The sequence below is a fragment of the Pseudomonas sp. FG98 genome (assembly GCF_057808595.1).
Genome location: NZ_JBMDIJ010000031.1, coordinates 1 through 25659, shown reverse-complemented (window position 1 = coordinate 25659; position 25659 = coordinate 1). Strand labels below are relative to the sequence as shown.

Genomic DNA, 25659 nt, shown 5'->3' with positions numbered 1-25659 from the left:
CCTCATCGCTGGCAAGCCAGCTCCCACAGGTTCAGCGGCGCCGCAGATACTGTGGGAGCTGGCTTGTCGGACCGCCGAACCGCAGCGATGAGGCCCGAAAGAACAACTCAGTTCTGCTTGAGTTCCTCGATGCTGATCTCGCGCATCCTGAACTTCTGCACCTTGCCCGTGACCGTCATGGGGAATTCCTCGACGAAACGGAAGTAGCGTGGGGTCTTGAAGTGGGCGATGCGGCTCTTGCACCAGGCCTGCAGCTCGCCTTCGGTAGCACTGTGGCCCGGGTGGAACTTGATCCAGGCAACGATCTCCTCGCCATAACGCTCGTCCGGAATGCCGATCACCTGCACGTCGGCAACCGCCGGGTGACCGAAGAAGAACTCCTCCAGCTCGCGTGGATAAATGTTCTCGCCACCTCGGATGATCATGTCCTTGTTGCGCCCGGCAATGCACACGTAGCCCTGCTCGTCCATGCTCGCCAGGTCGCCGGTGTGCATCCAGCCGGCCGGGTCGATGGCTTCGGCGGTGGCCGAAGGGTTGCCCCAGTAGCCGAGCATCACGCTATAGCCACGGGTGCAGAGCTCGCCGATCTGCCCGCGCGGCACCACGCAGCCGTGTTCGTCGACGATCTTGCTTTCCAGTTGCGGCTGGGTTCGGCCGACCGTGGTCACGCGCAATTCCAGCTCGTCGTCCGGACCGGTCTGCAGGGATACCGGGCTGGTTTCGGTCATGCCGTAGGCGATCTGCACTTCGCTCATGTGCAGCTCGCTGATCACCCGGCGCATCACCTCGATCGGGCAAATGGCCCCGGCCATGATCCCGGTGCGCAGGCAGGACAGGTCGAAGTCGGCGCGCTGCGGCTGGTCGAGCACGGCGATGAACATGGTCGGCACGCCATAGAGCGCGGTGGCCCGCTCTTCGGCCACGGCCTGCAGGGTCAGGGCCGGGTCGAAGGCGTCGTTGGGGTAGATCATGGTGCTGCCGTGGGTCATGCAGCCGAGGTTGCCCATGACCATGCCGAAGCAGTGGTACAGCGGCACCGGGATCACCATGCGGTCGTGCTCGGTGAGGCCCAGGCTCTCGCCGACCATGTAGCCGTTGTTGAGGATGTTGTAGTGGCTGAGGGTGGCGCCCTTGGGGAAGCCGGTGGTGCCGGAGGTGTACTGGATGTTCACCGCCTGGTCGAACTGCAGGCTGGCCTGGCGGGCGTGATAGTCATCGAGGCTGACCCGCTCGGCCCACGGCGCCAGCGCGTCCCAGGCGAGCAAGCCCGCCGGCGGCGTGCTGGCCAGGCTGATCACCCCGCGCAGGTCGGGCAGGCGCTCGCAGTTGAACTGCCCCGGGGCCTGGTGCGACAGCTCTGGCAGCAGCTCGGCGAGCATGGCGTGATAGTCGGAACTCTTGAACGCTCCGGCGCAGATCAGCCACTGGCAGCCGGACTGCTTCAGCGCGTACTCCAGCTCGCTGGTGCGATAAGCCGGGTTGATGTTGACCAGGATGATCCCGGCCTTGGCGCAGGCGAACTGGGCGATACACCACTGCGCGCAGTTGGGCGCCCAGATACCCAGGCGATCGCCACTCTGCATGCCCAGGGCCATGAAGGCGCGCGCATGCCTGTCGACGGCGGCAGCCAGTTCGGCCCAGGTGTAGCGCAGTTGCTGGTGGCGAACCACCAGCGCCTCGCGGTCGGCGAAGCGCGCCACGGTACGGTCGAAGGCCTGGCCGATGGTCATGGCCAGCAAGGGCTTGTCCTGGCGACCCTGGGTGTAGCTCGGTTGATTCATGGCGTTCCCTTTTTGTGGTTGTTCTGGGAGCTGATCGGGGCGGGAACTACTCTCGCCTAAATTAACGTTAACGTAAAGGTCACCTTGACGATTGACACTGCCCCGCCTCAGGTTTACGTTAACGTAAAGGTGAAATACACAGCGCGGCTAGACTCCTGGGTCGCGACTCCCGCCAGACCGCCCCATCCAAGAACAATCAATAGAAGGTGCCCGAGCATGCTTTATCCCTCCCTGAACTTCGCCCTTGGTGAAACCATCGACATGCTGCGCGAGCAGGTGCAGGCCTTCGTCGCCAGCGAACTGGCGCCACGCGCCGCGCAGATCGACCACGACAACCTGTTCCCCGCCGACATGTGGCGCAAGTTCGGCGACATGGGCCTGCTCGGCGTCACCGTCAGCGAGGAATACGGTGGTGCCGGCCTGGGTTACCTGGCCCATGTGGTGGCGATGGAAGAAATCAGCCGCGGTTCGGCCTCGGTCGCCCTCTCCTACGGCGCCCACTCCAACCTCTGCGTCAACCAGATCAACCGCAACGGCACTCATGAACAGAAGCTCAAGTACCTGCCGAAACTGATCAGCGGCGAGCATATCGGCGCCCTGGCCATGAGCGAGCCCAACGCCGGCTCCGACGTGGTATCGATGAAGCTGCGCGCCGACCAGCGCGGCGACCACTTCGTCCTCAACGGCAGCAAGACCTGGATCACCAATGGTCCGGACGCCAACACCTACGTGATCTACGCCAAGACAGACCTGGAAAAGGGCCCCCACGGCATTACCGCGTTCATCGTCGAGCGGGACTGGAAGGGCTTCAGCCGCAGCAACAAGTTCGACAAGCTGGGCATGCGCGGTTCCAACACCTGCGAACTGTTCTTCGACGATGTCGAGGTGCCACAGGAAAACATCCTCGGCAAGCTCAACGGCGGCGTGAAGGTGCTGATGAGCGGCCTGGACTACGAGCGTGTGGTCCTCTCCGGCGGCCCGACCGGGATCATGCAGGCGTGCATGGACCTGGTGGTCCCCTACATCCACGACCGCAAGCAGTTCGGCCAGAGCATCGGCGAGTTCCAGCTGATCCAGGGCAAGATCGCCGACATGTACACCCAGCTCAACGCCAGCCGCGCCTACCTGTACGCCGTGGCCCAGGCCTGCGACCGTGGCGAGACCACGCGCAAGGACGCCGCCGGGGTGATCCTCTACACCGCCGAGCGCGCCACGCAGATGGCCCTGGAGGCGATCCAGATTCTCGGCGGCAATGGCTACATCAATGAATTCCCGGCCGGCCGCCTGCTGCGTGATGCCAAGCTGTACGAGATCGGCGCCGGCACCAGCGAGATCCGCCGCATGCTGATCGGTCGCGAACTGTTCAACGAAACCCGCTGAGCACGAAGGACGGACATCCATGGCTATCTTGCATACCCAGATCAATCCGCGTTCGGCGGAATTCGCCCACAACAGCGCGGCCATGCTTGAGCAGGTCAATGCCCTGCGCAACCTGCTCGCTCAGGTCAGCCAGGGCGGCGGCGCCAAGGCCCAGGAGCGCCACACCTCGCGCGGCAAGCTGCTGCCCCGCGAGCGCATCGACCGCCTGCTCGACCCGGGCTCGCCGTTCCTCGAAATCGGCCAGCTGGCCGCCCATGAGGTCTACGGCGAGGACGTGCCCGCCGCTGGCGTGATCGCCGGCATCGGCCGGGTCGAAGGCGTCGAGTGCATGATCGTGGCCAACGACGCCACGGTGAAAGGCGGCTCCTATTACCCGCTGACCGTGAAAAAACACCTGCGCGCCCAGGCCATCGCCCAGCAGAACCGCCTGCCCTGCCTGTACCTGGTGGACTCCGGTGGCGCCAACCTGCCGCGTCAGGACGAAGTGTTCCCCGACCGCGAGCACTTCGGGCGGATCTTCTTCAACCAGGCCAACATGAGCGCCCAGGGCATCCCGCAGATCGCCGTGGTCATGGGCTCGTGCACCGCCGGCGGCGCCTATGTGCCGGCGATGTCCGACGAGACCATCATGGTCCGCCAGCAAGCGACCATCTTCCTCGCCGGCCCGCCGCTGGTGAAGGCTGCCACCGGCGAGGTGGTCAGCGCCGAGGATCTGGGCGGTGCCGACGTGCACTGCAAGACCAGCGGCGTGGCCGACCATTACGCCGACAACGACGAACACGCCCTGGCCATCGCCCGCCGTTGCGTGGCCAACCTCAACTGGCACAAGCAGGGCGAGGTGCAGCAACGCGCGCCGATCGCCCCGCTGTATGGCGCCGACGAGCTGTATGGCGTGGTTCCGGCGGATGCCAAGCAACCCTTCGACGTGCGCGAGATCATCGCCCGCCTGGTGGACGGCTCGCTGTTCGATGAGTTCAAGGCGCTGTTCGGCACCACCCTGGTGTGCGGCTTCGCCCACCTGCACGGCTACCCGATCGCCATCCTCGCCAACAACGGCATCCTCTTCGCCGAAGCCGCGCAGAAAGGCGCGCACTTCATCGAACTGGCCTGCCAGCGCGGCATCCCGCTGCTGTTCCTGCAGAACATCACCGGATTCATGGTCGGGCAGAAGTACGAGGCCGGTGGTATCGCCAAGCATGGTGCCAAGCTGGTCACCGCAGTGGCCTGCGCCAGGGTGCCGAAGTTCACCGTGATCATCGGCGGCAGCTTCGGCGCCGGTAACTACGGCATGTGCGGACGTGCCTACGACCCGCGCTTCCTGTGGATGTGGCCAAACGCGCGGATCGGCGTGATGGGCGCCGAACAGGCGGCCGGCGTGCTGGCCCAGGTCAAGCGCGAACAGAGCGAACGCAGCGGCCAGGCGTTCAGCGCCGAGGACGAGGCGAAACTCAAGCAGCCGATCCTCGATCAGTACGAGCACCAGGGCCACCCCTACTACTCCAGCGCCCGTCTGTGGGACGACGGTGTCATCGACCCGGCGCAGACCCGGGAGATTCTCGGCCTGGCCCTGTCCGCCTCGCTCAACGCACCGATCGAAGCCACCCGCTTCGGCATTTTCCGGATGTGACCGATGACCGACTTCAGCACCCTCGAACTGCTCAAGGATCCGCGCGGCTTCGCCACCCTGTGGCTGAGCCGCGCGGACAAGAACAACGCGTTCAACGCGCAGATGATCCGCGAACTGATCATCGCCATCGACGAACTGGCCGCCGATGCCAGCCTGCGCTTTGTCATCCTGCGTGGTCGCGGCCGCCACTTCAGCGCCGGCGCCGACCTGGCCTGGATGCAGCAGAGCGCTGCCCTCGACTACCAGAGCAACCTCGACGACGCCCGTGAACTGGCGGAACTGATGTACAACCTGGCCCGACTCAAGCTGCCGACCCTGGCGGTGGTCCAGGGCGCGGCTTTCGGCGGCGCCCTCGGCCTGATCGCCTGCTGCGACATGGCCATCGGCACCGAGGACGCCCAGTTGTGCCTGTCGGAAGTGCGCATCGGCCTGGCACCAGCGGTGATCAGCCCGTTCGTGGTCCAGGCCATGGGCGAGCGCGCCGCACGGCGCTATGCCCTGACCGCCGAGCGCTTCAGCGGCATCCGTGCCCGCGAACTGGGCTTGCTGGCCGAGGCCTATCCGGCGACGGAACTGGAGGAGCGCCTGGAAGACTGGATCGCCAACCTGCTGCAGAACAGCCCGCAAGCCATGCGCGCCAGCAAGGAATTGCTCCGTGAAGTCGGTCCCGGCGAGCTGACCCCGGCCCTGCGCCGCTATTGCGAAAACGCCATCGCCCGGATCCGCGTCAGCGCCGAAGGCCAGGAAGGCCTGCGCGCCTTCCTGGAAAAACGCCAACCGGCCTGGCTGGCCGACTCATCCGCCAAGGAGCCTCGTCCATGAGCCGTCCCCCGTTGACTACCCTGCTGATCGCCAACCGTGGCGAGATCGCCTGCCGGGTGATGCGTACCGCGAAATCCCTGGGCCTGACCACCGTCGCCGTGCACAGCGCAGTGGACCGCGAAGCCCGCCACAGCCGCGAAGCCGATATCCGTGTCGACCTCGGCGGCGCCAAGCCGGCGGAGAGCTACCTGGTCATCGACAAGCTGATCGCCGCCGCCAAGGCCAGCGGTGCCCAGGGCATCCATCCGGGCTATGGCTTCCTTTCCGAAAACGCCGGTTTCGCCAAGGCCATCGAAGAGGCCGGGCTGATCTTCCTCGGCCCGCCGGCCAGTGCCATCGAGGCCATGGGCAGCAAGTCGGCGGCCAAGGCGCTGATGGAGACCGCCGGAGTTCCCCTGGTGCCGGGTTATCACGGCGAAGCCCAGGACCTGGAAACCTTCCGCGCGGCCGCCGAGAAAATCGGCTACCCGGTGCTGCTCAAGGCCACCGCAGGCGGTGGCGGCAAGGGCATGAAGGTGGTCGAGCAGGAAAGCCAGCTCGGCGAAGCCCTGGCCTCGGCGCAGCGCGAGGCGCTGTCGTCGTTCGGCGATGCACGGATGCTGGTGGAAAAGTACGTGCTCAAGCCGCGCCACGTGGAAATCCAGGTGTTCGCCGACCAGCATGGCAACTGCCTGTACCTCAACGAACGCGACTGCTCGATCCAGCGCCGTCACCAGAAAGTGGTCGAGGAAGCCCCGGCCCCCGGACTCAGTGTCGAACTGCGCCGGGCCATGGGCGAAGCGGCGGTACGCGCGGCCCAGGCCATCGGCTACGTCGGGGCCGGCACCGTGGAATTCCTGCTCGATGCCCGTGGCGAGTTCTTCTTCATGGAGATGAACACCCGCCTGCAGGTGGAGCATCCGGTCACCGAGGCGATCACCGGGCTCGACCTGGTCGCCTGGCAGATCCGCGTCGCCCGTGGCGAGGCCCTGCCGATCAGCCAGGAGCAGGTGCCGCTCAAGGGCCATGCCATCGAGGTGCGGCTGTATGCGGAAGATCCGGGCAACGACTTCCTGCCGGCCACCGGCAGGCTTGCGCTGTACCGCGAAAGCGCGGCTGGCGACGGGCGCCGGGTCGATAGCGGCGTGGCCGAGGGTGACGCCATCTCGCCGTTCTACGATCCGATGCTGGGCAAACTGATCGCCTGGGGCGAGGACCGCGAGCAAGCGCGCCTGCGGCTGCTGGCGATGCTCGACGAATTCGCCATCGGCGGGGTGAAGACCAATATCGGCTTCCTGCGGCGTATCCTCGCCCACCCGGCGTTCGCTGCGGCCGAGCTGGATACCGGCTTCATCCCGCGCTACCACGACGACCTGCTGCCAGCGGCAAGCGCCCTGCCCGCCGACTTCTGGCAGGCAGCGGCAGAGGCCTGGGTACAAGGGCTGCCACAGACCTCGCGCAGTGACGACGCCTGCTCGCCCTGGGCTTCGCGCCAGGGCTTCAGGGCCGGACGGCCGGCGCATGTCAGCCTGCACCTGAGCAGCAATGGCGAGCAGCAGGCCGTGAGCCTGGAACGGGCGGCGGCATCGCACTTCGTGCTGGACGGCGAGCAACTGCGCGTCGATGACAATGGCCTGCGTCGCCAGTACCAGGCGATCCGCCGCGGCGACACCCTGTACCTGCGCTGGAACGGCGAACTGCATGCGGTCACCGCCTACGACCCGATCGCCGAAGCCGAGGCCGGCCACGCTCACCAGGGCGGCCTGACGGCGCCAATGAACGGCAGCATCGTGCGGGTGCTGGTGGAACCAGGTCAGATGGTCGAAGCCGGGACCCAACTGGTGGTGCTGGAAGCCATGAAGATGGAACACAGCATCCGCGCGCCCCATGCCGGGACGGTGACGGCGCTGTACTGCCAGGAAGGCGAGATGGTCAGTGAAGGCAGCGTGCTGGTGGCGCTGGAGGACAGCGCCGGGTAACAGGTTGTCAGTATCGGCCCCATCGCCGGCAAGCCGGCTCCCACAGGGAGCTGAGCTGCCCCACAGAATCCGTGTTCGACGCTACCCCTGTGGGAGCTGGCTTGCCAGCGATGCTTGCAGAAACACAAACGGCGCCTCGGAGGCGCCGTTTTCATTGGTGCTGGTATCAGAAGCGGATACCGGCCTGGATGGCCACTCCGAGCAATTCGCAGTCATCACCGCACAGGGTGATCGGGTAAGTGGGATTGAGCGGCTTGAGAAAGCGCTGCCCGCCCTCCACCACCAACTGGCGCAACAGCCCCAGGGGGTTACCCGGCACCCGGGCGATCACCAGGCGCCCTACCTGGGCCTCGACCCCGGTATCCACCAGAACCAGCATGCCGGCAGAGATGCTCAGGCCACTCGGTGCGGTCATGGCATCGCCCTCTACCCGCAGCCAGAACGCCTTGCCCAGGGCCTTGTAGTCGGTGATTTCCGGTGCGCCCGGCGCGTCCTCGGGGTAATCGGCGAGCAGTTCCCAGTCCGACAGGGCATAGCGGAAGGTGGTGGGCAAACCGTAGTTGGCCGGTTCCTCCTCGCTGTCCGGCGTGGCCTTCATGCTCATATGCGGCAGCTCAAGGGCCACCAGCACGTGATTCATGCGGGTCAGGGTGAGCTCACGCTCGCCACGCAACCACAAGCCCACGCAGCCCTGGGTGACCCCGACGCGTTCGGCCAGTTTCTCTTGCGTGAGCTTGAGTTCACGCATCCGATCTTTGACTAGTGCGATCCATTTTTCCATCGCAGGCACGATACGGACTGCCCATCACGGCTCAATACACAAATTGTAGTATTTAAAATCAAGTAAAAAATACGACCAGTACTATATTTTTCCGCACTCCTCCAACCCCTACAAGGAAGGCCATCCCCATGAGTGCAACCACCGCCGACCACCTGCAGAGCGACTCCGTCCGCCGCGCCCTGGACTACTACTTCAACCCTGCTCCGGAAACCTCGCCCGGGCTGGAGGACATGCAACTGGTGGTCGCTCGCGACGACCTGCCTGCGCAGGCCGCCGACGAGCAAGCCGCCTGGCTGCTGCGCTGCGCCTCCTCCACTGCTTACGAGGCTGCGCAGAACGCCCGCGACCGGACCCGCGATCAGATTCTGATGGTGATGCACCTGGTCAATCTGGCGCGCGCGATGTGCGACCACAGCCACAACCGCACGAAAAGGGAGGAGGAAGCGCAACTGCCGGGATAGGTATCAGGAAGACATAACAACAACGTGGAAGGGCCGGACTGCCTGGCGCCCAGGCATAAGGAAAAAGAATTTTCGTAGAATTACAGAAAATTCATTTGACTTGAAAATGAGAACGATTATTATTGAACGCAACTGGTCGCGAGACTGGTTGGATAACCCGGAGCCCTTAGGTCGGACTCCAGATTATCTCCTCATCAGGCTAATCACGGTTTTTGACCCGGCTTTTTGCCGGGTCTTTTTTTGGGCTCTTCAGGCTAATGAAGGCGGTGTGTTACTGAATGTGGCGATGATAGCAAAGGACTATCGCTGCGGTAACCCCGTAACAAATCTTTGCTGAAATTAGCACTTGAGAATCAATCTCGTTACGATTAAGCTCTCAACCGCGTCAAGGAAGATGCCCCCCATTCCCCGCCTCCTCCGTTTCCACAGCAAGGAGCTAAACCATGACCCGTCTGTTGCTGCCGCTGGATCATCACGCCGAATGCACCGATGCCGCCGAACTGGCGCTGCTGCACCGCTTGAACGAGTTGCCACGCCGGGTCCAGCAGGTGTTCTTGCTGAACCGCCTCGACCAGTTGTCCTATGCCGTCATCGCCCAACGCCTTGATCTGCCCGACGCCACGGTCGAGCGGCAGATGAACCAGGTCCTGCACGCCACCCTGCCCTCGTCCACCCCGGCCGCGCGTACCGCCGGCCAGTGGTATGTGCGCCTACAGAGCCCGCAGGTCACCGCCAGCGAGCGCATCGACTTCCGCCGCTGGCTGGACGCCGCCCCCGAACACCTCGCCGCCTTCCATGCCACCGAACTGCGCTGGCGCAGCCTGCTCGCCCCGGCCCGGATCCTGGGCGAAAACCTCTGGTACAGACAGAGCCGCGCAGCGTTTTCCCTCGGCGGCTGCAGCGTGGCCATGGGCCTCGGCCTCGCCGCATTGCTGGCCCTGGGTTTCTGGTCCTGACCGGGTTGTGTAGAGTTGTCGCCCACAACAACTCTACACAGGACCCAGGCCATGACCGCACTGCGCATCGACTGCGACTTCGACTCCGGCAACATCCTCGTCCGGGATGCCAGCAATCCCGCCCAGGTACGCCTGGCGATCCGCCCCGATACCGCCAGCGCTCATTTCCAGTGGTTCCACTTCAAGGCCAGCGAGCTGACACCCGGCCAGACCTACACCTTCTCCCTGGAAAATGCCGGCGAGTCCTCCTACAACAAGGCCTGGGATGGCTACCACGCGGTAGCGTCCTACGATCAGCAGAACTGGTTCCGCGTGCCCTCGCGTTTTGACGGCACGGCCCTGCACTTCAGCCTCGAAGCCCAACACCCGCAAGCCTGGTTCGCCTATTTCGAACCCTACTCCCGCGCCCGCCACAACCAGTTGATCGAACGTGCCCGGCACTTGCCCAACGTCAGCCTGCTGGCCACCGGCCGCAGCGTCGAAGGCCGCGATATCCCGTTGCTGCGGGTCGGTGACGGCGCTGCTGGCAAGCGCAAGGTATGGATCATCGCCCAGCAGCATCCCGGCGAGCATATGGCCGAGTGGTTCATGGAAGGCGTGATCGACCGCGTCGCCGGCAACGATGCCACACTGCAACAGCTGCTGGCCGCCGCCGATCTCTATCTGATCCCCAACATGAACCCCGATGGCGCCTTCCGCGGCCATCTGCGTACCAACGCCAAGGGCTTCGACCTGAATCGCGCCTGGCAGGACGCCAGCAGCGAGCAGACCCCGGAGGTGCTGTTCGCCCAGCAGCAGATGAAGCTGCATGGTGTCGACCTGTTCCTCGATGCCCATGGCGACGAGGAAATCCCCCACGTATTCACCGCCGCCTGCGAGGGTAATCCCGGCTACACCCCGCGTATCGCCGCCCTCGAAGAGCGCTTCCGCAAGACCCTGTGCAGCCTGACCAGCGATTTCCAGGATGTGCATGGCTACCCGCGCAGCGCCCCGGGCCAGGCCAACCTGACCCTGGCCTGCAATGCCGTCGGCCAGGCCCATGACTGCCTGTCGCTGACCCTGGAAATGCCGTTCAAGGACCACGACGACGCGCCGAACCCGGCTACCGGCTGGTCGGGCAAGCGTTCGAAAGAGCTGGCCTCGGCGGTGCTGGACACGATCGGGCAGATGGTCGGCGAATTGCGCTGACCCAAAAAGCAGCATACGCGCACCCAGTGGGAGCTGGCTTGCCAGCGATTGCGGTAGTGAATTCACCGACATCATCGCTGGCAAGCCAGCTCCCACAGTGTCCGCATTTCAAGCGACTAGAACGCCACGTCGAGAATCACACTGTCCTGATACGCCCCCGCCGGCGGTGTGGTCTGGTCGGTGTAGACCTTGGCGTTGTAGTTGAATACCTGGCTGCCGGTCCCGGTGCCATTGCCGGGGTTGATATCGGCATCGCTGCTGGAACGCCGGGCCGTGGTCAGCGCCCCCCAACGCACCACTCCGGCACTCTTGAAGATGTCGTAGGCCAGGTAGTTGTTGGCCGGCGACTTCATCCGCCGGCGACCGCCCGAGACATACAAGCCATCGTTCAACCCCACGGTATAGGCACTGCCCTTGGTGCAACTGAGGCTGACGCTCTGGCTCACCGTGGAAAAACCGCTGACCACCGGCGCCGTGCCGAAGTTGATGGTCGGGGTGGTGATCTGGCAATCGGCGGTGACCGTCAGGGTCACGGTCATGGTGGTGGTGCCGCTGGTGGTCTGGCGTCCGAGGCACAGACCGCCGACACCGATGCCGTAGCAATAGTCCCAGTTCCAGAACACGCTGAAGGTTTCCGAATAGGTCCCGGCGGCGACATTGCTGCCGGTCAGGGTGCGCACGTACACCGGGATGGTCCCGGGCACCACGTTGCCGAGGATGCCGAGGGCATCGAGAATGCCGTTGCGGGCGAAGTCGTAGGCCTGGCCGCGGGTGATGGGGTGCGAGGTGGTGTTGTCGGCGTAGAGTGTGTACTGGATCACGTCGCCGGTAGGCCCGACCAGGCCGGTGGTGTTGTTGGTCGAGGTGAAAGTTGCCTTGAAGAAGTCGTCGCTGCGCAGCAACGTCAGCAGCGAGCCGCTGCAACGCAAACCGGCGTTGGTGCTGGAACTGGATTGCACGGTGGAGGCCAGGGTGGTCGAGGCGACGCTGCCGAACGCCGCGTTGGTGGCCTGGACTACCGTGCACTGGGCCTCTACCCGCTGGATGACCAAGGCCAGCAGCAGCCCCAGCAGCAAGCGCTTCATTTGCACACCAACGGGCCGATCAGCGGTATATCGGACTGCCCGGCATCGAGGTTGAACTGCACCAGGCATTTGCCACCCCCAGCGATCTGCACCTCGAGGGTGTTCTGCTCGGCCAGCCCCTCCAGATAGACCAGCCCGTCCCACCCCACCACCGCCAGCCCGCCGCCTTGCTGATGACGCACCTGGCTGCCCAGGGGCAGGTCCTGGTGCCTGGCATCCACCAGCTCGATGCTCGCGGCACGCACCCGGCTCAACGGGAAATTCAGCAGATAACCGGCACCGCGGCGCACCGCCACGCGCTGCTCGACGTTCTCGGCGCGGACATCGGCCGGCAGTTCAAGGGTGTCGATCTCGTACTTGCCGCGGTAATAGGCACTGCTCCAGGGCACCAGCAGATGCCCCTTGCTATCGGTATGACCCACGGTCTGGTTCTCGTAGCGCACCGGCACGTCGGCGAAGCCGTTGGTGCTGACCACTACGAAGGCGTCATCGATGCGATTGGCGGCGAACACCCCGGCGTCCATCCACACCAGCGAACCACTGGCCTCGGCCCAGCGGGTCATGCCGTCGCGGGTGCCGTAGGTACCAGCCTGGAGCTGCACCGATTGCAGGCGCCAGGTCAGGTCGGCCTGGCGGTAGGCATCCTGGTCGCCGCCGCTGGCATAGCCGAGGTTGTAGCCGAGGCCGCCATCGCTGGGCACCGCGCGGCTGTAGTTGACCCGCTGGACATTCTCGCCACTCTGGTTGCGCTCGGTGCTCAGGCTGAGGGTGCCGTGCAGATCGAAGGGAATCACCAGTTGCGCCTGGGTCGCCCATTGCTCGCCGCCGATCTCGCGGTTGGCCGACAGGTACAGGCTGGTATTGCCCCACAGCGACTTGCTCCAGCTCAGGTTGAACAGCCGGGTGCGCGTATTGTCGCCGGCACGCACATCGAAGTAGCCGGCGCCAAGGCTGCCGTAGCGCTCCAGGTTGAGGCTGACGGTGACCTGCTCGCTGCGCTGGCTCAGGCGCACCCAGGGGCTGTCCAGCAAGGACGCGTCGGCGTAGTCGCCATAACGCTCCAGGCGCTGATAATTGAAGCCGATGCGCTGGCTGTTGTACTGGTAGCCGAGGCTCAGTTGCTGACCGCTGCGGCTGTCGAAGGTGCTCTGGCTGACCGCCGCGTTGACCACCCCGAAGGTGCCCATCAGCAGGTTGCCGCCGACGCCACCCAGAGCCAGGGACTCGGCGGCCTCGGCGTGGGTCTCCAAGGTGAAGCTGTCGCTGACGCCGTAGCGCAGGCTGGCAGAGGTCAGCGCCTTGCCATAGGAAAAATCGCTGATCCCGTAGTTGCGCCGCAGGGCGCCGGCAGCCACGGAGAAATCGCTCATGCCCTTCTGCAACAGGCTGCTGGTGACATAGAACGGCAGCGTGGTGGACACCTGACGCCCCTGCGCGTCGGTGGTGACCACCACAGCATCGCCGGCGCCGTTGATGTACGGCACGTTGGTCAGGGTGTAGGGGCCGGGCTGCAGGTCGGCGCTGGCGCTCTTGTAGCCGTTGATGAACAGGTCCACCGAGGACGGCACCGCCGCCTCGCCGGCAAAGGCCGGCAGCGGATAGGTGACCAGGTCCGGGCGTACCGAGAAGTCCCGGGACACCAGCACCCCGCCCAGGCGCACCGAACTGGTCCAGGGCAGCGCCCCGCTGATCACGTCACCGGCCTCGAAGGTCAGCAGGCGCTCCTCGTCGGTGTAGCGGAAGGTGGTGTCGTAGCGCAGGAAGCCACGACGGTCATCGGCGAAATTGCGCCCGCTGATCGGCTCGCGCCACTGTCCGGTGGTGGAGAAGGTGCCCCAGCTGTCGAACACCCGCAGTTCGTTCCACACCGACAGGCTGCTGCCGACGTCATCGGTATCGTTCAGGTAGGCATCGTAGTTGAGCAACGCGCCGAAGCTGCTGAAAGCCTGACCGCCAGGACCCAGCGAGCGATTGCCGATGCGCTGGTTGGGCAGCCAGGCCGGGGGCACCTGCAGCATCAGGCGCTGGGCCTGGCTGTCGTAGTCGGCGTGCAGCCCGGCGATGCTGTCCAGGGCCACCTCGTCCGGCACCGCCACGGGAAATTCCAGGCCCACTGCATGCAGGTCGCTGGCCGCCGCATAAATGCGCCCGGAGCGCTGATGCACGACGATCACGTTACCGCTGTTCATCTGGTTGACCACCAGTTCGAGGTACAGCTCGGCATCGCTCACCGCCTCCTGCCCGGACGGCGGCGGTGGCAGCTCGCCGGCCCACAGCGGCGCCATCAGGCACAACGCCATGCCGCCCGCCACTACCAGCGTGCGGGTACTGCCCGGAAATCCCTTCACGCACCTCGTCCCACCATTGTCGGGTACTCCCTGAACCCTGATGCATCCTCTGCCCGCTCAGCTCACTGGCCACCCTGACCGATGGTCTGCGCCGTGTCGCCGCCATTGATGCGGCCCTTGAGTACGGTCGACGCCGAAGCCTGCACCGGTGCAGGCCAGCGCATGGTCGCGCCGGGCAGCACGTAGCCGAGCAGGCCCTCCACTACCGGACGGCTCTGCCCGCCCTGCTGCATCACCACATCGGTCAGGCGCGCATGGACCGGCCCGGTATTGCGGATCTCCACGTAGGAACGGCCCTGTGCCGAGACCTGGCGCCAGCTCAGTTGCGGCTTGCCAACCCCGGCATCGCTGCGCTGCCCGCTGGGATCGGCCTTGCCCCACAGGCCCTGGCCGTAGACGAACAGCGGCACCGAATAGCGCATCTGGAAACGGATCGCCGCCTGCGGCTTTTCCGCCGTGTCCGGCGGCAGCGCGGGGGGAATCTCATCGATGATGATGCGGTAGGCCTGCTCCTGGCCCACCGGCGAGGTACCTGTGCGAGCCAGGCGGATCAGTTGCTTCTGCCCCGGGGCGATCTTCGCCACCGGCGGGCTGCCGATGATCTCGCGCTGGCTCTGGTATTGATCGTCGAACTCGCCCTGGCGCCAGGCGAAGATGCGCACCTGCAGGCTCGCTTCTTCGTTGCCGCGATTCTCCAGCCACAGAGCGCCGGCCTTCTGCTCGGCCTCGATCACCGGATCGATCGGCCAGATCAGCACCGAGGTCGCTGCCTGCGCCAGCCCGGCCCAGCACAGCAGCATGCCCAGCGCCAGCCTCCCCCCATTACGACGCAGCGCGTCCCTGACCATGCAACTCTCCTTCGTCGTGTTCTTGTTATGCGGGCGCGAACGCCGTCAAAAGGTCAACGTCACTTGCAATACATCGCTGTAGCTGCCAGCCGGCAGCACACCGGTCAATTGCGCCCGGGCATACACCGGCAACTTGATCGCAGTGGGATCGGCGTAGCTGACGGTGATTGTCTGGTCGATGCCCAATACCTGGCTGAAGCCCGAATCGCTGTACAACTGGTAGGTCACCAGGTTGCTGCCGGTACTGCGCTTGAGATTGCGGCTGCCGTTGTTGTTCTGTCCGCCGCCGATCTTCATGCTCAGGGCCACCCCCGGCGTGCATTGCAGGGTCACCGTGGTGCCGCTGAGCTGGGTGGTCACCGCAGCGCTGGACAGCGCCGAGTAGCTGCCGAAGTCCAGATTGCCGTAGTTGCTCACCCCGCCCACCACCAGGCACCCGGCCTGGATCGTTGCATTGACCAGGAAGGTGCTGGTCAGCGCGGCGTCCAGCGGCATCGGCGCGGCCACCGCGCACACCGCCAGGGCCAGCGCCAGCCGCCCGTGCATGGCTAGAAGCTCAGCTCGACCGCCACGGTGTCGGTATAGGTCGCCGGCGGCAGGCCGGACTTGCCCACGGCCTTGCCGTACAGATTGACCGTCTGTGCCGCCCCGCTGCTGGTAGGCAGGGTGATGGTGCCGTTGATCGGCAAGGGCGTGGTCAGCCCGGAATCGGTATAGAAGTCATACGCCACAAAGTTGGTACCGCCGTCGCTCAACGCGCGGGTACCACCAGTGCCCTGACCGTCATGGGCCCCGGCACCGACCTTGATGACCGGGATCGCGCCATTGGAACAGAGCACGCTCATCGCTCCGCCCCCGGTGGCAAGCACCTGGGCGCCCGCGGTGGTAAACAGTGCAGTCTGGGTACCGAAGTTGAGGGCACCGAAGTTGACGCCGCTGGTGGCGGTGGAGCCGTTCACCTGGCAACTGGAGATCAGCACCAACGAGGCGTTGATCGTTCCGGTGACCGATGCCGCCTGGGCCTGGGATGCCAGCAACAGCCCTACGCTGGCGAAGAGAAAACGGGAGAGTGTCGGTTTCATGGTTCACTCCTTGGCTGTTACCAGTCCAGCGTCACCGTCAAGGTGTCGCGATATACGCCTGCAGGCAGGGCTTTGGGGTTGGCTACGACAACGCCGTAGATGGGGATGGGGATCTGCTGCGCACTGCTCACCGTGAAATTGAGCTGCTGGCCGATGCCGTAGTTGCTGCGCCCGGCCGGGTCGGTGGACAGTTGGTAGGGAATCAGCACGCCGCCATTGCTCAGCCGCCGGGTGGCGCCGTCGGGATTGCTGCCGCCGTTGATGGTCACGGTGAAAGCGCGGACTTGCGGATTGCAGCTGATCTGCAGGTTGCCGGTGCCACCAGGGTCGTCGACGGCGGCGCGCAACGTCTGGTTCCACAGCGGCCCTTGCTGGCCGAAGTCGAGCACACCGCCGCCGGCTGCCGGCGAGGTGACACTCGGATCGTTGCTGATCTGGCACGCCGAGGTCAGCACCAGGCGTGCCTGGATATGCCCGCTCATGGCGCCATGGACGCTGGTGCTGAGCAGGAGCGGTCCCAGGCTCAGCAGGAGAATGCGCGATGTCTGCATGCTGCTCGCTCCTTAAGCAGTGTCTCTGTCGGCCGTCACCAGGTGACGGTCACCTTCAACAAGTCCGAATAGCGCCCCGTCCGTGGAAGCTCGGTCTGTGTGTCGATACGTGCATACAAGGGAAGTTCAACCGATCCGCTGTCCGGTACGCGGCCGTGCTGGGCGATGTTCACCGACAGCGGCACACGCCAGCCCGGATCCTGGAACAGGCGATAGGGAATGGGCTTGGCCCGGGGATCGGCAGAAACCAGGTAACGAACATCACCGGTACCACCGTGCAGGCCGCCATCGACCTGCACCTGGTAAGCAGTATCGGGATTGCATTCCAGCCGTGGCGGCCGCTGTGCCAGCAACTGGCTGCTCAACGGTCCGGCAGGCGCGTCCAGACGCGGACCCTGGCCGAAATCCAGCACACCCAGGGCCTGCGCGGAGGCTGACCTTGGCTCGTGGATGAGCAGGCAACCGCGTTGCACGTCGATACGCACTTCGACGAGAAAATCCGTGGCAGCAACGCCTTGGGCTGTACAAAGTCCAAACAGCGCTACCAGTGACCGTCCCTTCACCTTCCCTCCCTTCCTTGCAGGAGTGACTGAAAATTCAGGTTAGCAGCCGAGAAAAATGCTGCCAGTCGATCAAGAAATGTACAGCTCTTGTACAGGAAATATCCGACGAACATCCAAGGCGTGGCTGGCGGCACTTTTCACTATCTGGTTAATATTGCCGCCGCTCATGCCATTACCCCTGAGGAGCCCGTCTTGCCCGCCTGGATCCGCTCGCCCCTGCGCGCCCTGCGTCACCGCCTGACCGCCGCTCGCCCGAGCGGGCCGGATGCCGACAGCGGGATCCAGCGTTTCTTCGCCGACAAGGCCCGACAGCAGGGCTACACCCTGAGCCAGGGCCAGCAGCGGGTCGTCGCCGCCATGGCCGAGCAGGCCGCCCGCCTCCCCACCGGCCAGGCCCGCAGCCTGTATCTGTACGGCCAGGTCGGACGCGGCAAAAGCTGGCTGCTGGACGGCTTCTTCCACGCCCTCGGCGACATTCCCAAGCGCCGCCTGCACTTCCATGATTTCTTCGCCCGCCTGCACCAGGGCATGTTCGAGCACCGTCGGGAAGACGACGCCCTGGCGTTGACCCTCGAAGCGCTGCTTGGCGATTGCCGGGTGCTGTGCTTCGACGAGTTCCATGTCCACGATATCGGCGATGCCATGTTGCTCACGCGCCTGTACAAGGCCCTGTTCGCCCGGGGCATCCTGGTACTGGTGACCTCCAACTACCCACCCAAGGGTTTGTTGCCCAACCCGCTCTATCACCAGCGCTTCGAGCCGGTGATCCGCTTGATCGAGGAGCGCATGGAGGTCCTCGAGGTCGGCGGCGAGCAGGACTACCGCGCCCTTCCCGACGCCGGTCGGCAGCAGCGCTTCACCCAGGGGCATTACCTCTGGCCCGGCACTCCTGAGCAGTTGCAGCGCCTCGGCTTCGACGCCCCGGCCCGGGACACGGTCCTGCACGTCAACAAACGCGAACTGCGCGCCCGGATCCGTGACGAGCGCAGCGTGGTGTTCGACTTCTCCAGCCTCTGCGAGCAGGCCACGGCGGTGATCGACTACCTGGAGCTGATCCAGCGTTTCGAGCACTGGACCCTCGAAGGGCTGCCGGACCTGGAGGACTGCACCATCGCCGCCCAGCAGCGCTTCATCAACCTGGTCGACGTGCTGTATGACCGCGACAAGCAACTGTTGCTGATCGGCGAACGGCCGCTGGCACAGAGCCTGGGCGGCAGCGTCGCCGACCTGGCGCGGACCCGCAGCCGGCTGGGGCAATTGCAGCAGGTTGGGCCGGAGTGATGTGGCGCGGCTAATGGCCTTATCGTCGGCAAGCCGACTCCCACAGGGTTCTGCGTCAACCACAGTACCGGTGCTCGACGCGATCCCAGTGGGAGCTGGCTTGCCAGCGATCAGGCCATCAAGCTCACCGAAAAGCCTCAGGCACTCCTCGCCAGCCCCGCCAGCACCTCCTCGATCTCCACCAGCACCGCCGGGTCATCCACGGTCGACGGCGCCACATAAGGCTGCTGGTCAGCGATCTTGCGCAATACCGCACGCAGGATCTTGCCCGAACGGGTCTTGGGCAGGCGCTTGACCACCCGCACCCGGTTGAAACAGGCCAGCGCACCAATCTGCTCGCGCACCGTGGCCACCAGCTCCGCCTGCAACTGCGCTTCGCTGCTGTCCACCCCATCCTTCAACACCAGCAAGGCCAGCGGCACCTGGCCCTTGATCTCGTCGCGCACACCCACCACGGCACATTCGGCCACCGCCGGATGACGAGCCACCATGTCCTCCATCTCGCCGGTGGACAGGCGATGCCCGGAGACATTAATCACATCGTCGGTGCGGCCCATGATGTAGACGAAGCCGTCGTCGTCGAGATAGCCGCCGTCCCCGGTGTGGTAGTAGCCCGGATAGGCCTGCAGGTACGACTCCAGGTAGCGCGGATGATCGCCCCACAGGGTCTGGCTGCACCCCGGCGGCAACGGCAGGGCGATGACGATGGCGCCCTGCTGGTTGGCACCGAGTACCTGGCCGTCCTCGTCCAGCACCTGCACGTGATAACCCGGCACCGCCCGGTTGCTGGAACCGGCGCGCCCGCCGCTGCCATGCAGGCCCAGGCAGGGGGCGGTCACCGGCCAGCCGGTCTCGGTCTGCCACCAGTGATCGTGGACGGTCTTGCCGCTGACGTTTTCCAGCCATTGGTGAGTGCTGGAGTCGAGACGCTCGCCAGCGAGGAACAACTGGCGTAGCGAACTCAGGTCGTAGCGGCGCAGCAACAGGCCGTCCGGATCTTCCTTGCGGATCGCGCGCATCGCCGTCGGTGCGCAGAACAGCCCGTTGACCCGGTACTGCTCGACCACCCGCCAATAGGCCCCGGCATCCGGGGTGCGGATCGGCTTGCCCTCGTAGAACACCGTGGTGCAGCCACTCATCAGCGGGCCGTAGACGATCAGCGAATGCCCCACCACCCAGCCGACATCGGAAATGCCCCACCACACCTCCCCCGCCTGCATGCCGTAGATGTTCTTCATGGCGAAGCGCAGGGCCACGGCGTTGCCGCCGTTTTCACGGACGATGCCCTTGGGTTTCCCGGTGGTGCCGGAGGTGTACATGATGTACAGCGGGTCGCCGGCACGCAGCTCGACCGGAGGTACCGCAACGGCGTTTTCCATAGCCGCCTGCCAGTCGAGATCGCGTCCTTCGATCAGCGTCGCCCGGGCCTGCGGGCGTTGCAGCACCAGTACCTGGCGCGGCTGGTGCGCGGACTGCTCCAGGGCGCGGTCCACCAGCGGCTTGTATTCGATGACCCGGTCGAATTCCAGGCCGCAGGAGGCGGTCAGCAGCAGGGTCGGCCGCGCGTCGTCGATGCGCAGGGCCAGCTCGTGGGGCGCGAAGCCGCCGAACACCACCGAATGCACCGCGCCGATCCGCGCGCAGGCCAGCATGGCCATCGCCGCCTGGGGGACCATCGGCATATAGATGACCACACCGTCGCCCTGCCGTACGCCCAGCTCGCGCAACAGGCCGGCCAGGCGCGCCACTTCGTCGCGCATCTGGTTGAAGGTGAAGGTCTGCTGGCTGCCGGTGACCGGCGAATCGTAGATCAGCGCCAACTGATCGCCACGGCCCTCCTCGATCTGCTGGTCGAGGGCCAGGTAGCAGCTGTTCAGGCGGCCGTCGGCGAACCACTGGTGGGTGCCGTCAGGGTTGTCGCGGAGGATTTCCGTGGGCTTGCGAAACCAGCCCAGCTCATGGGCCTGCTCGGCCCAGAAATCGGCGGGCGCGGCGATGGAGCGGTCATAGCACTGCTGATAACTCATCGATGAATAACCCTACGTTTGTTGTTATTAAAGGGCGAATCCGCAGTATGGCCCGCTGGCACCAGCCCGCTATCGAACTTAAGTCGCATGGCCGGCGGGCTTTGCCGCTATGATGGCGGCCTTTTTTCCTAAGGCAGCTCCCATGCACAGCCTCGACGACCTCGAATCAGGCCGCCTGGCCGGCACCGCCCGCCTCGACCTGGCCTGCGGCCTTGAGCGGTTTCCGCCAGCAATCTACGACCTGGCCGACAGCCTCGAAGTGCTCAACCTCACCGGCAATGCCCTGACCAGCCTGCCCGACGACCTCGGCCGCCTGCACAAGCTGAAAGTGCTGTTTTGTTCGGAGAATCGCTTAAGCGAGTTGCCGCGCGGCATCGGTGGTTGCGCGCAGTTGCAGGTGGTCGGGGTCAAGAGCAACCGTATCGAGCGGGTTGACGCCGCCGCCCTGCCGCCGCGCCTGCGCTCCCTGGTGCTCACCGACAACTGCCTGGAAAGCCTGCCCGAGACCATTGGCGACTGCGCCGAGCTGCAAAAGCTGATGCTCTCCGGCAACCGCCTGACCGGCCTGCCGGACAGCCTGCAACGCTGCACCAGGCTGGAACTGCTGCGCATGGCCGCCAACCGCCTGGAGCACCTGCCCGAGTGGCTGCTGCGCATGCCCAGGCTGGCCTGGCTGGCCTACGCCGGCAATCCGCTGCCGCCGGGCCTGCGCACGCCCGAAGCGCCCGCCGCCTTCAAGCGCATCGCCTGGTCGGACATTCACCTCGAACAACGTCTTGGTCAGGGTGCCTCGGGCATCATCCATCGTGCGCACCTGGCCGGTCGCGACGACGCCGTGGCGGTCAAGCTGTACAAGGGCGATATCACCAGCGACGGCACACCCCTCGACGAAATGAGCGCCTGCATGCAGGCCGGCGATCACCCGCACCTGATCCCCTTGCTCGGCCGTATCGACGACCATCCCCAGGGCATTCCGGCGCTGGTCATGGAACTGATCGACCCGGCCTGGTTCAACCTCGCCGGTCCACCGAGCCTGGACAGCTGTACCCGCGACATCTACCCCGCCGAGCGCCGCCTGGATGGCCCCGGCCTGCGCCGCCTGGCCCTGTCGATTGCCTCGGTGGCGGAGCATCTGCATGGTCGGGGGCTGAGTCATGGCGACCTGTACGCCCACAACATCCTCTGCGACGCCCACGGGCACAGCCTGCTCGGCGACTTTGGCGCGGCGTCGTTCCATCCGCGGGATGGCGGTCTTGAGGCCAGGCTGCTGGAGCGCATCGAAGTGCGGGCGTTCGGCATTCTGCTGGGCGAGTTGCTGGAGCGCTGTGACGAGGAACTGGCGTGGGTGCGGGAGTTGCAGCGCGAGTGCGTGCAGGAAGATGGGCTGGAGCGGCCTGGGTTTGCCGAGGTCGTCCTGCGTTTGAACTGATGGCCTAATCGCTGGCAAGCCAGCTTCCCACAGGGTCAGCACAGACTTTGAATCTTGTGCAATACCTGTGGGAGCTGGCTTGCCAGCGATGAGGCCGCGACAGGCACCACAAGACCCAATGACAAAGGGGCCGCAAGCGGCCCCTTTGTCATGCAATCCAGAGTCAGGCAGTCAAACCGACATAGACGTTCTGCACATCGTCATGCCCGTCGATGGCATCGAGGAAGGCTTCCACTTCGGCCAGGGCCTCGGCGCTCAGACCAGCGGCGCTGACCGGGTTTTTCGGGGTGTAGCCGATCTTCGCCGAGATCACGGTGAAACCTTGCTCCGGCAGGGCTTTCTGCACGCTGTCGAGGTCAGTGGTTTCGGTGATGAACAGGGTCGCGCCTTCATCGGCAGGCTCGAAGTCCTGGGCACCGGCTTCGATGGCCGCCAGTTCAGGATCGGCATCGGCGCTGTCCGGGGTGGCCTCGATCAGGCCGACATGGTTGAAGTCCCACGACACCGAACCCTCGGCGCCCAGCTGGCCCTTGCGGAACAGCACGCGGACTTCGGCGACGGTGCGGTTGACGTTGTCGGTCAGGCACTCGACGATCAGCGGCACCTGGTGCGGGGCGAAACCTTCGTATTTCACCGCGTGGTACTGCACCTGCTCACCCAGCAGACCGGCGCCTTTCTTGATTGCGCGCTCGAGGGTCTCGCGGGTCATGGAAGCCTTCTTGGCCTGCTCGATCACCAGACGCAGACGCGCGTTCATGTCCGGGTCGGCACCGCTGCGCGCGGCGATCTGAATTTCCTTGGCCAGCTTGCCCATGATCTTGCCCTTGGCATTGGCAGCTGCTTCTTTATGCTTGGCTTTCCACTGTGCGCCCATTTCGACTCTCTTGTTTCAGGTGTCGGTTCAGGAAACGACCGACAAAGTGGCGAGCAGTTTATACGCGCGAAGGCGGGCAATCGACAAAAAATATGAGTGCCCGCCCCGCTTCCCGCCTCAGGTGCGCAGCGGCTTGATCGCCATGGCGGTATTCGGTGCGACTTCGGGGTCATGCTCGGGTGTTGCCGGCCGGCTGTTCCAGTGCGGCACCAGCACCAGCGCGGAAAACAGCGCGCAGCCGGCGAAAATGATGAACACCGTGACCCCATCGAAGTAGCCCGGCAGCAAGCCACCAAGTATCGCCCCCACCGAGCCACAGCCGTTGACGAACCCGGCAGCAGTGGCCCCCGCTTTCGCCGTACCGAAATCGATGGCGGCGGCACCGCTGATCATCGAGTCCGGCCCGTACAGGGTCAGCCCCATGACGAACAGCAGAGCCACCACCAGCGCCACGCTGCCGGTATGCAGGGCGCCCATGAACAGCGCCAGGACCAGGGTCAGCACCAGCAGACTGATCACGCAGGCGGGCATGCGCCGGGCACCGAACAGCTTGTCCGAAGCCAGGCCGATCATGATCGGGCCGAGCAGCCCGGCCAGTTCGAAGGCGGTCGGGATGATCGCCGCGCCGACCTTGCCCACAGAGGGCATCTGCTCGAAGACGATCACCGGCCCCCACAGCAGGATGGCGTAGCGCGCCGGCTTGAGCAGGAAGTAGGCCAGGCCCAGGACCAGCACCGTGCGGTTGCGCAGAATGTCGCGCAGCGGCGCCCAGATGCTGCACAGTTGGCCGGCCGGAGCCATGCTCTGCGGCTCGGGCTCCACCGCCGGCAGGCCGACATCCTCGGGCTTGTTGCGTTGCAGGAAGAAGAACAGCAGCGCCACTGCGGCCACCACGGCGGCACTGGAGAAGAATGCCGCGTGCCAGGTGCCGACCAGGGTATAGGCCCACCAGCCGGCGAAAGGCGATGCCACCAGGCCGCCGAAGGCATAGCAGGAACTCCACAGCCCGAGCACCCGGCCACGCTGCGCGGCGGGAAAGAAGCTGCCGATGTTCTTGCATAACCCGGCCCAGCCGGTGGACTGCGCCAGGCCCTGGACCAGCATGCAGCTGGCGAACACCGGGAAGGTCGCGTAGCTGCCCATCACCAGTGCCGCCGCCGCGGAAATCAGCAGGCCGCCGAGCACCACCACGCGCGGCCCGAAACGGTCGGCGAGCATACCCCAGGTGAACTGGCCCACGGCATAGGCGGCCAGGTAGATGGCGTCGAGATTGGCCATGGCCATTTTGTCGAGGGTGAAATCGGGGTCTTCGCCGATGCCGAGCTTGGCCACGGAAAAGGCTTTGCGGGTGAAGTAGAACGCGGCGTAGGCGAGCCAGGTGATGGCAAAGATCTGCACGCGCCAACGCTGGATATCGGGGGTGTGCTTGTTCATGAGTCTGACCTCGGAGCTGAGTGTGCCGGCAGAATTGAAAAAAACGCCTGTTTTGTTGTTGTGTTGCGCACTCCGGTGACGAGTGGCCGTCACCGGGTCAGATGGGTGTCCGGCACTGCGGCCAGTTCCCCATGACCGGACAGTCACTCCCTGGCTGTCGGCGGGTGGGAAGATGGAAACAAATTGCACACTGATAAATAAAATCGATTTATCGTATTTCAAATATAAGTTCAGCTTGTTACAGGTGCTCCGATGTCGGTTTCCCAGGCTCAACTCAAGGCATTCCACGCCGTGGCCCAGCACGGCAGCTTCACCCGTGCGGCGGAAAAACTCTTCCTCACCCAACCGGCCATCTCCGACCAGGTGCGCAAGCTGGAGGAGCGCTACGGCGTGTTGCTGTTTCATCGCAACAAGCGCTCGGTGCAACTGACCGACCTTGGCGAGCGCCTGCTCGGCATCACCCAGCGCCTGTTCGCCTGCGAGGCCGAGGCCGATGAACTGCTGCGCGACTCCCGTGCCTTGCAGACCGGCACCCTGGTGCTGGCGGTCGACGCGCCGGTGCATGTGCTTGGCCAGGTGGCGCGGTTCTGCCTGGCATATCCGGGGATCAGCGTGAAGATCGAGACCGGCAACACCGACGAGTCCCTGGCCCGGCTGTTCAGTTACCAGGCGGATATCGCCCTGCTCGGCCGTGATGTCGAGGACGAGCGGCTGTACTGTCTGCCGTTGCGCGACGAGGCGATGGTCGCCTTCGTCTCCCGCAGCCATCCCTGGGCTGGACGCGAATCGATCCGCCTGGCAGACCTCGACGACACCCCGCTGGTGCTGCGCGAACCCGGCTCGGTGACCCGGCAGACCCTGGAGGAGGAAATGCGCCGCGCCGGGCTGCGCATCCGCCCGGCGATCCAGGTGGAAGGCCGTGAAGCAGCGCGGGAGGCAGTGGTGGTGGGGATTGGCGTGGGGGTGGTGTCGGCTGCCGAGTTCGGCGCCGATGCACGGGTCTGCGCCCTGCCCATCGTCGATTGCCAGCGCCGCCTCAAGGAGACCCTGGTGTGCCTCAACGAACAGCGCTCGCGGCGGTTGGTGGCGACGTTCATGGAGATGTTCGAGGAGATTTAAGACGCGGCCCCTGTGGGAGCGGGTTCACCCGCGATTACAGTAGTGAAGTCACCAACGTAATCGC

General features: G+C 65.1%; 22 protein-coding genes. 10 read left to right on the top strand and 12 right to left on the bottom strand.

Annotated elements, in window-relative coordinates:
* Positions 1–107: 107 nt before the first annotated feature.
* On the bottom strand, positions 108–1781 hold the full coding sequence (locus ACODSK_RS18345) for an AMP-binding protein (protein WP_489018023.1): 1674 nt from the start codon (positions 1779–1781) through the stop codon (positions 108–110).
* Between the two features lie 216 nt (positions 1782–1997).
* Between ACODSK_RS18345 and ACODSK_RS18340 the strand changes: the two genes are divergently transcribed.
* From ACODSK_RS18340 to ACODSK_RS18325, 4 genes are read left to right on the top strand one after another with little or no spacing between them, the layout of a single operon-like run.
* Entirely contained in the window at positions 1998–3161 is a 1164-nt protein-coding gene (locus ACODSK_RS18340) for an isovaleryl-CoA dehydrogenase (RefSeq protein ID WP_489018022.1), read from the top strand.
* A gap of 19 nt (positions 3162–3180) precedes the next feature.
* Positions 3181–4788 carry a carboxyl transferase domain-containing protein gene (locus ACODSK_RS18335; protein ID WP_489018021.1) on the top strand — a complete coding sequence of 536 codons (1608 nt, stop codon included), beginning with the start codon at positions 3181–3183 and terminating at the stop codon, positions 4786–4788.
* A gap of 3 nt (positions 4789–4791) precedes the next feature.
* Positions 4792–5610 (top strand): gamma-carboxygeranoyl-CoA hydratase, encoded by an 819-nt coding sequence (locus ACODSK_RS18330; protein ID WP_489018019.1) that lies wholly within the window; start codon positions 4792–4794, stop codon positions 5608–5610.
* Positions 5607–7568, top strand: a complete 1962-nt coding sequence (locus ACODSK_RS18325) for an acetyl/propionyl/methylcrotonyl-CoA carboxylase subunit alpha (RefSeq protein ID WP_489018017.1) — start codon at positions 5607–5609, stop codon at positions 7566–7568. The genes ACODSK_RS18330 and ACODSK_RS18325 overlap by 4 nt, the downstream gene beginning before the upstream one ends.
* A gap of 166 nt (positions 7569–7734) precedes the next feature.
* Here ACODSK_RS18325 and ACODSK_RS18320 read toward each other — a convergent pair whose 3' ends face one another.
* Positions 7735–8316 (bottom strand): LexA family protein, encoded by a 582-nt coding sequence (locus ACODSK_RS18320; RefSeq protein ID WP_489018015.1) that lies wholly within the window; start codon positions 8314–8316, stop codon positions 7735–7737.
* A gap of 161 nt (positions 8317–8477) precedes the next feature.
* Between ACODSK_RS18320 and ACODSK_RS18315 the strand changes: the two genes are divergently transcribed.
* The 3 genes from ACODSK_RS18315 to ACODSK_RS18305 all read left to right on the top strand — a co-directional run bounded on the left by ACODSK_RS18315 (position 8478) and on the right by ACODSK_RS18305 (position 10954).
* Positions 8478–8810 carry a DUF6124 family protein gene (locus ACODSK_RS18315; RefSeq protein WP_489018014.1) on the top strand — a complete coding sequence of 111 codons (333 nt, stop codon included), beginning with the start codon at positions 8478–8480 and terminating at the stop codon, positions 8808–8810.
* A 443-nt stretch (positions 8811–9253) separates the two neighbouring features.
* Complete coding sequence (locus tag ACODSK_RS18310) at positions 9254–9766, top strand: DUF4880 domain-containing protein (RefSeq protein WP_489018012.1); 513 nt, start codon at positions 9254–9256, stop codon at positions 9764–9766.
* A gap of 51 nt (positions 9767–9817) precedes the next feature.
* Positions 9818–10954: a M14 family metallopeptidase gene (locus tag ACODSK_RS18305; protein ID WP_489018011.1), complete on the top strand. Its 1137-nt coding sequence runs from the start codon at positions 9818–9820 to the stop codon at positions 10952–10954.
* 116 nt (positions 10955–11070) lie between these two features.
* Here ACODSK_RS18305 and ACODSK_RS18300 read toward each other — a convergent pair whose 3' ends face one another.
* The 7 genes from ACODSK_RS18300 to ACODSK_RS18270 all read right to left on the bottom strand — a co-directional run bounded on the left by ACODSK_RS18300 (position 11071) and on the right by ACODSK_RS18270 (position 17431).
* Positions 11071–12039 (bottom strand): Csu type fimbrial protein, encoded by a 969-nt coding sequence (locus tag ACODSK_RS18300; protein WP_489018010.1) that lies wholly within the window; start codon positions 12037–12039, stop codon positions 11071–11073.
* On the bottom strand, positions 12036–14339 hold the full coding sequence (locus tag ACODSK_RS18295; protein ID WP_489018063.1) for a fimbria/pilus outer membrane usher protein: 2304 nt from the start codon (positions 14337–14339) through the stop codon (positions 12036–12038). Before ACODSK_RS18295 ends, ACODSK_RS18300 begins: the two co-directional genes overlap by 4 nt.
* Positions 14340–14449: 110 nt before the next feature.
* A complete protein-coding gene (locus ACODSK_RS18290; RefSeq protein ID WP_489018009.1) occupies positions 14450–15235 on the bottom strand; it encodes a fimbrial biogenesis chaperone in 786 nt (261 codons plus the stop codon).
* A gap of 45 nt (positions 15236–15280) precedes the next feature.
* On the bottom strand, positions 15281–15781 hold the full coding sequence (locus ACODSK_RS18285; RefSeq protein WP_489018008.1) for a Csu type fimbrial protein: 501 nt from the start codon (positions 15779–15781) through the stop codon (positions 15281–15283).
* 2 nt (positions 15782–15783) lie between these two features.
* Positions 15784–16317: a Csu type fimbrial protein gene (locus ACODSK_RS18280; RefSeq protein WP_489018007.1), complete on the bottom strand. Its 534-nt coding sequence runs from the start codon at positions 16315–16317 to the stop codon at positions 15784–15786.
* Positions 16318–16334: 17 nt separating this feature from the next.
* Positions 16335–16868, bottom strand: a complete 534-nt coding sequence (locus tag ACODSK_RS18275) for a Csu type fimbrial protein (RefSeq protein WP_489018005.1) — start codon at positions 16866–16868, stop codon at positions 16335–16337.
* A 35-nt stretch (positions 16869–16903) separates the two neighbouring features.
* Positions 16904–17431 (bottom strand): Csu type fimbrial protein, encoded by a 528-nt coding sequence (locus tag ACODSK_RS18270; RefSeq protein ID WP_489018003.1) that lies wholly within the window; start codon positions 17429–17431, stop codon positions 16904–16906.
* 192 nt (positions 17432–17623) lie between these two features.
* On the opposite strand from ACODSK_RS18270, the gene zapE reads away from it, so the two are divergent.
* Complete coding sequence (gene zapE, locus ACODSK_RS18265; protein WP_489018002.1) at positions 17624–18712, top strand: cell division protein ZapE; 1089 nt, start codon at positions 17624–17626, stop codon at positions 18710–18712.
* A 137-nt stretch (positions 18713–18849) separates the two neighbouring features.
* Here the strand turns inward: zapE and ACODSK_RS18260 are convergent, their stop codons facing one another.
* Positions 18850–20739, bottom strand: a complete 1890-nt coding sequence (locus ACODSK_RS18260) for a propionyl-CoA synthetase (protein WP_489018000.1) — start codon at positions 20737–20739, stop codon at positions 18850–18852.
* Positions 20740–20881: 142 nt separating this feature from the next.
* On the opposite strand from ACODSK_RS18260, the gene ACODSK_RS18255 reads away from it, so the two are divergent.
* The gene (locus ACODSK_RS18255) at positions 20882–22168 is read left to right on the top strand and encodes a leucine-rich repeat-containing protein kinase family protein (protein WP_489017999.1); all 1287 of its coding nucleotides are present in this window, start codon (positions 20882–20884) and stop codon (positions 22166–22168) included.
* Between the two features lie 163 nt (positions 22169–22331).
* On the opposite strand, the gene ACODSK_RS18250 is transcribed toward ACODSK_RS18255, so the two are convergent.
* Positions 22332–23042, bottom strand: coding sequence for a YebC/PmpR family DNA-binding transcriptional regulator (locus ACODSK_RS18250; protein WP_489017997.1), 711 nt, complete (start codon positions 23040–23042; stop codon positions 22332–22334).
* A 117-nt stretch (positions 23043–23159) separates the two neighbouring features.
* Positions 23160–24476, bottom strand: a complete 1317-nt coding sequence (locus ACODSK_RS18245; RefSeq protein ID WP_489017995.1) for an MFS transporter — start codon at positions 24474–24476, stop codon at positions 23160–23162.
* A 252-nt stretch (positions 24477–24728) separates the two neighbouring features.
* Here ACODSK_RS18245 and ACODSK_RS18240 point away from each other — a divergent pair, with 252 nt between their 5' ends.
* Positions 24729–25595, top strand: a complete 867-nt coding sequence (locus tag ACODSK_RS18240) for a LysR substrate-binding domain-containing protein (RefSeq protein WP_489017994.1) — start codon at positions 24729–24731, stop codon at positions 25593–25595.
* Positions 25596–25659 lie beyond the last annotated feature (64 nt).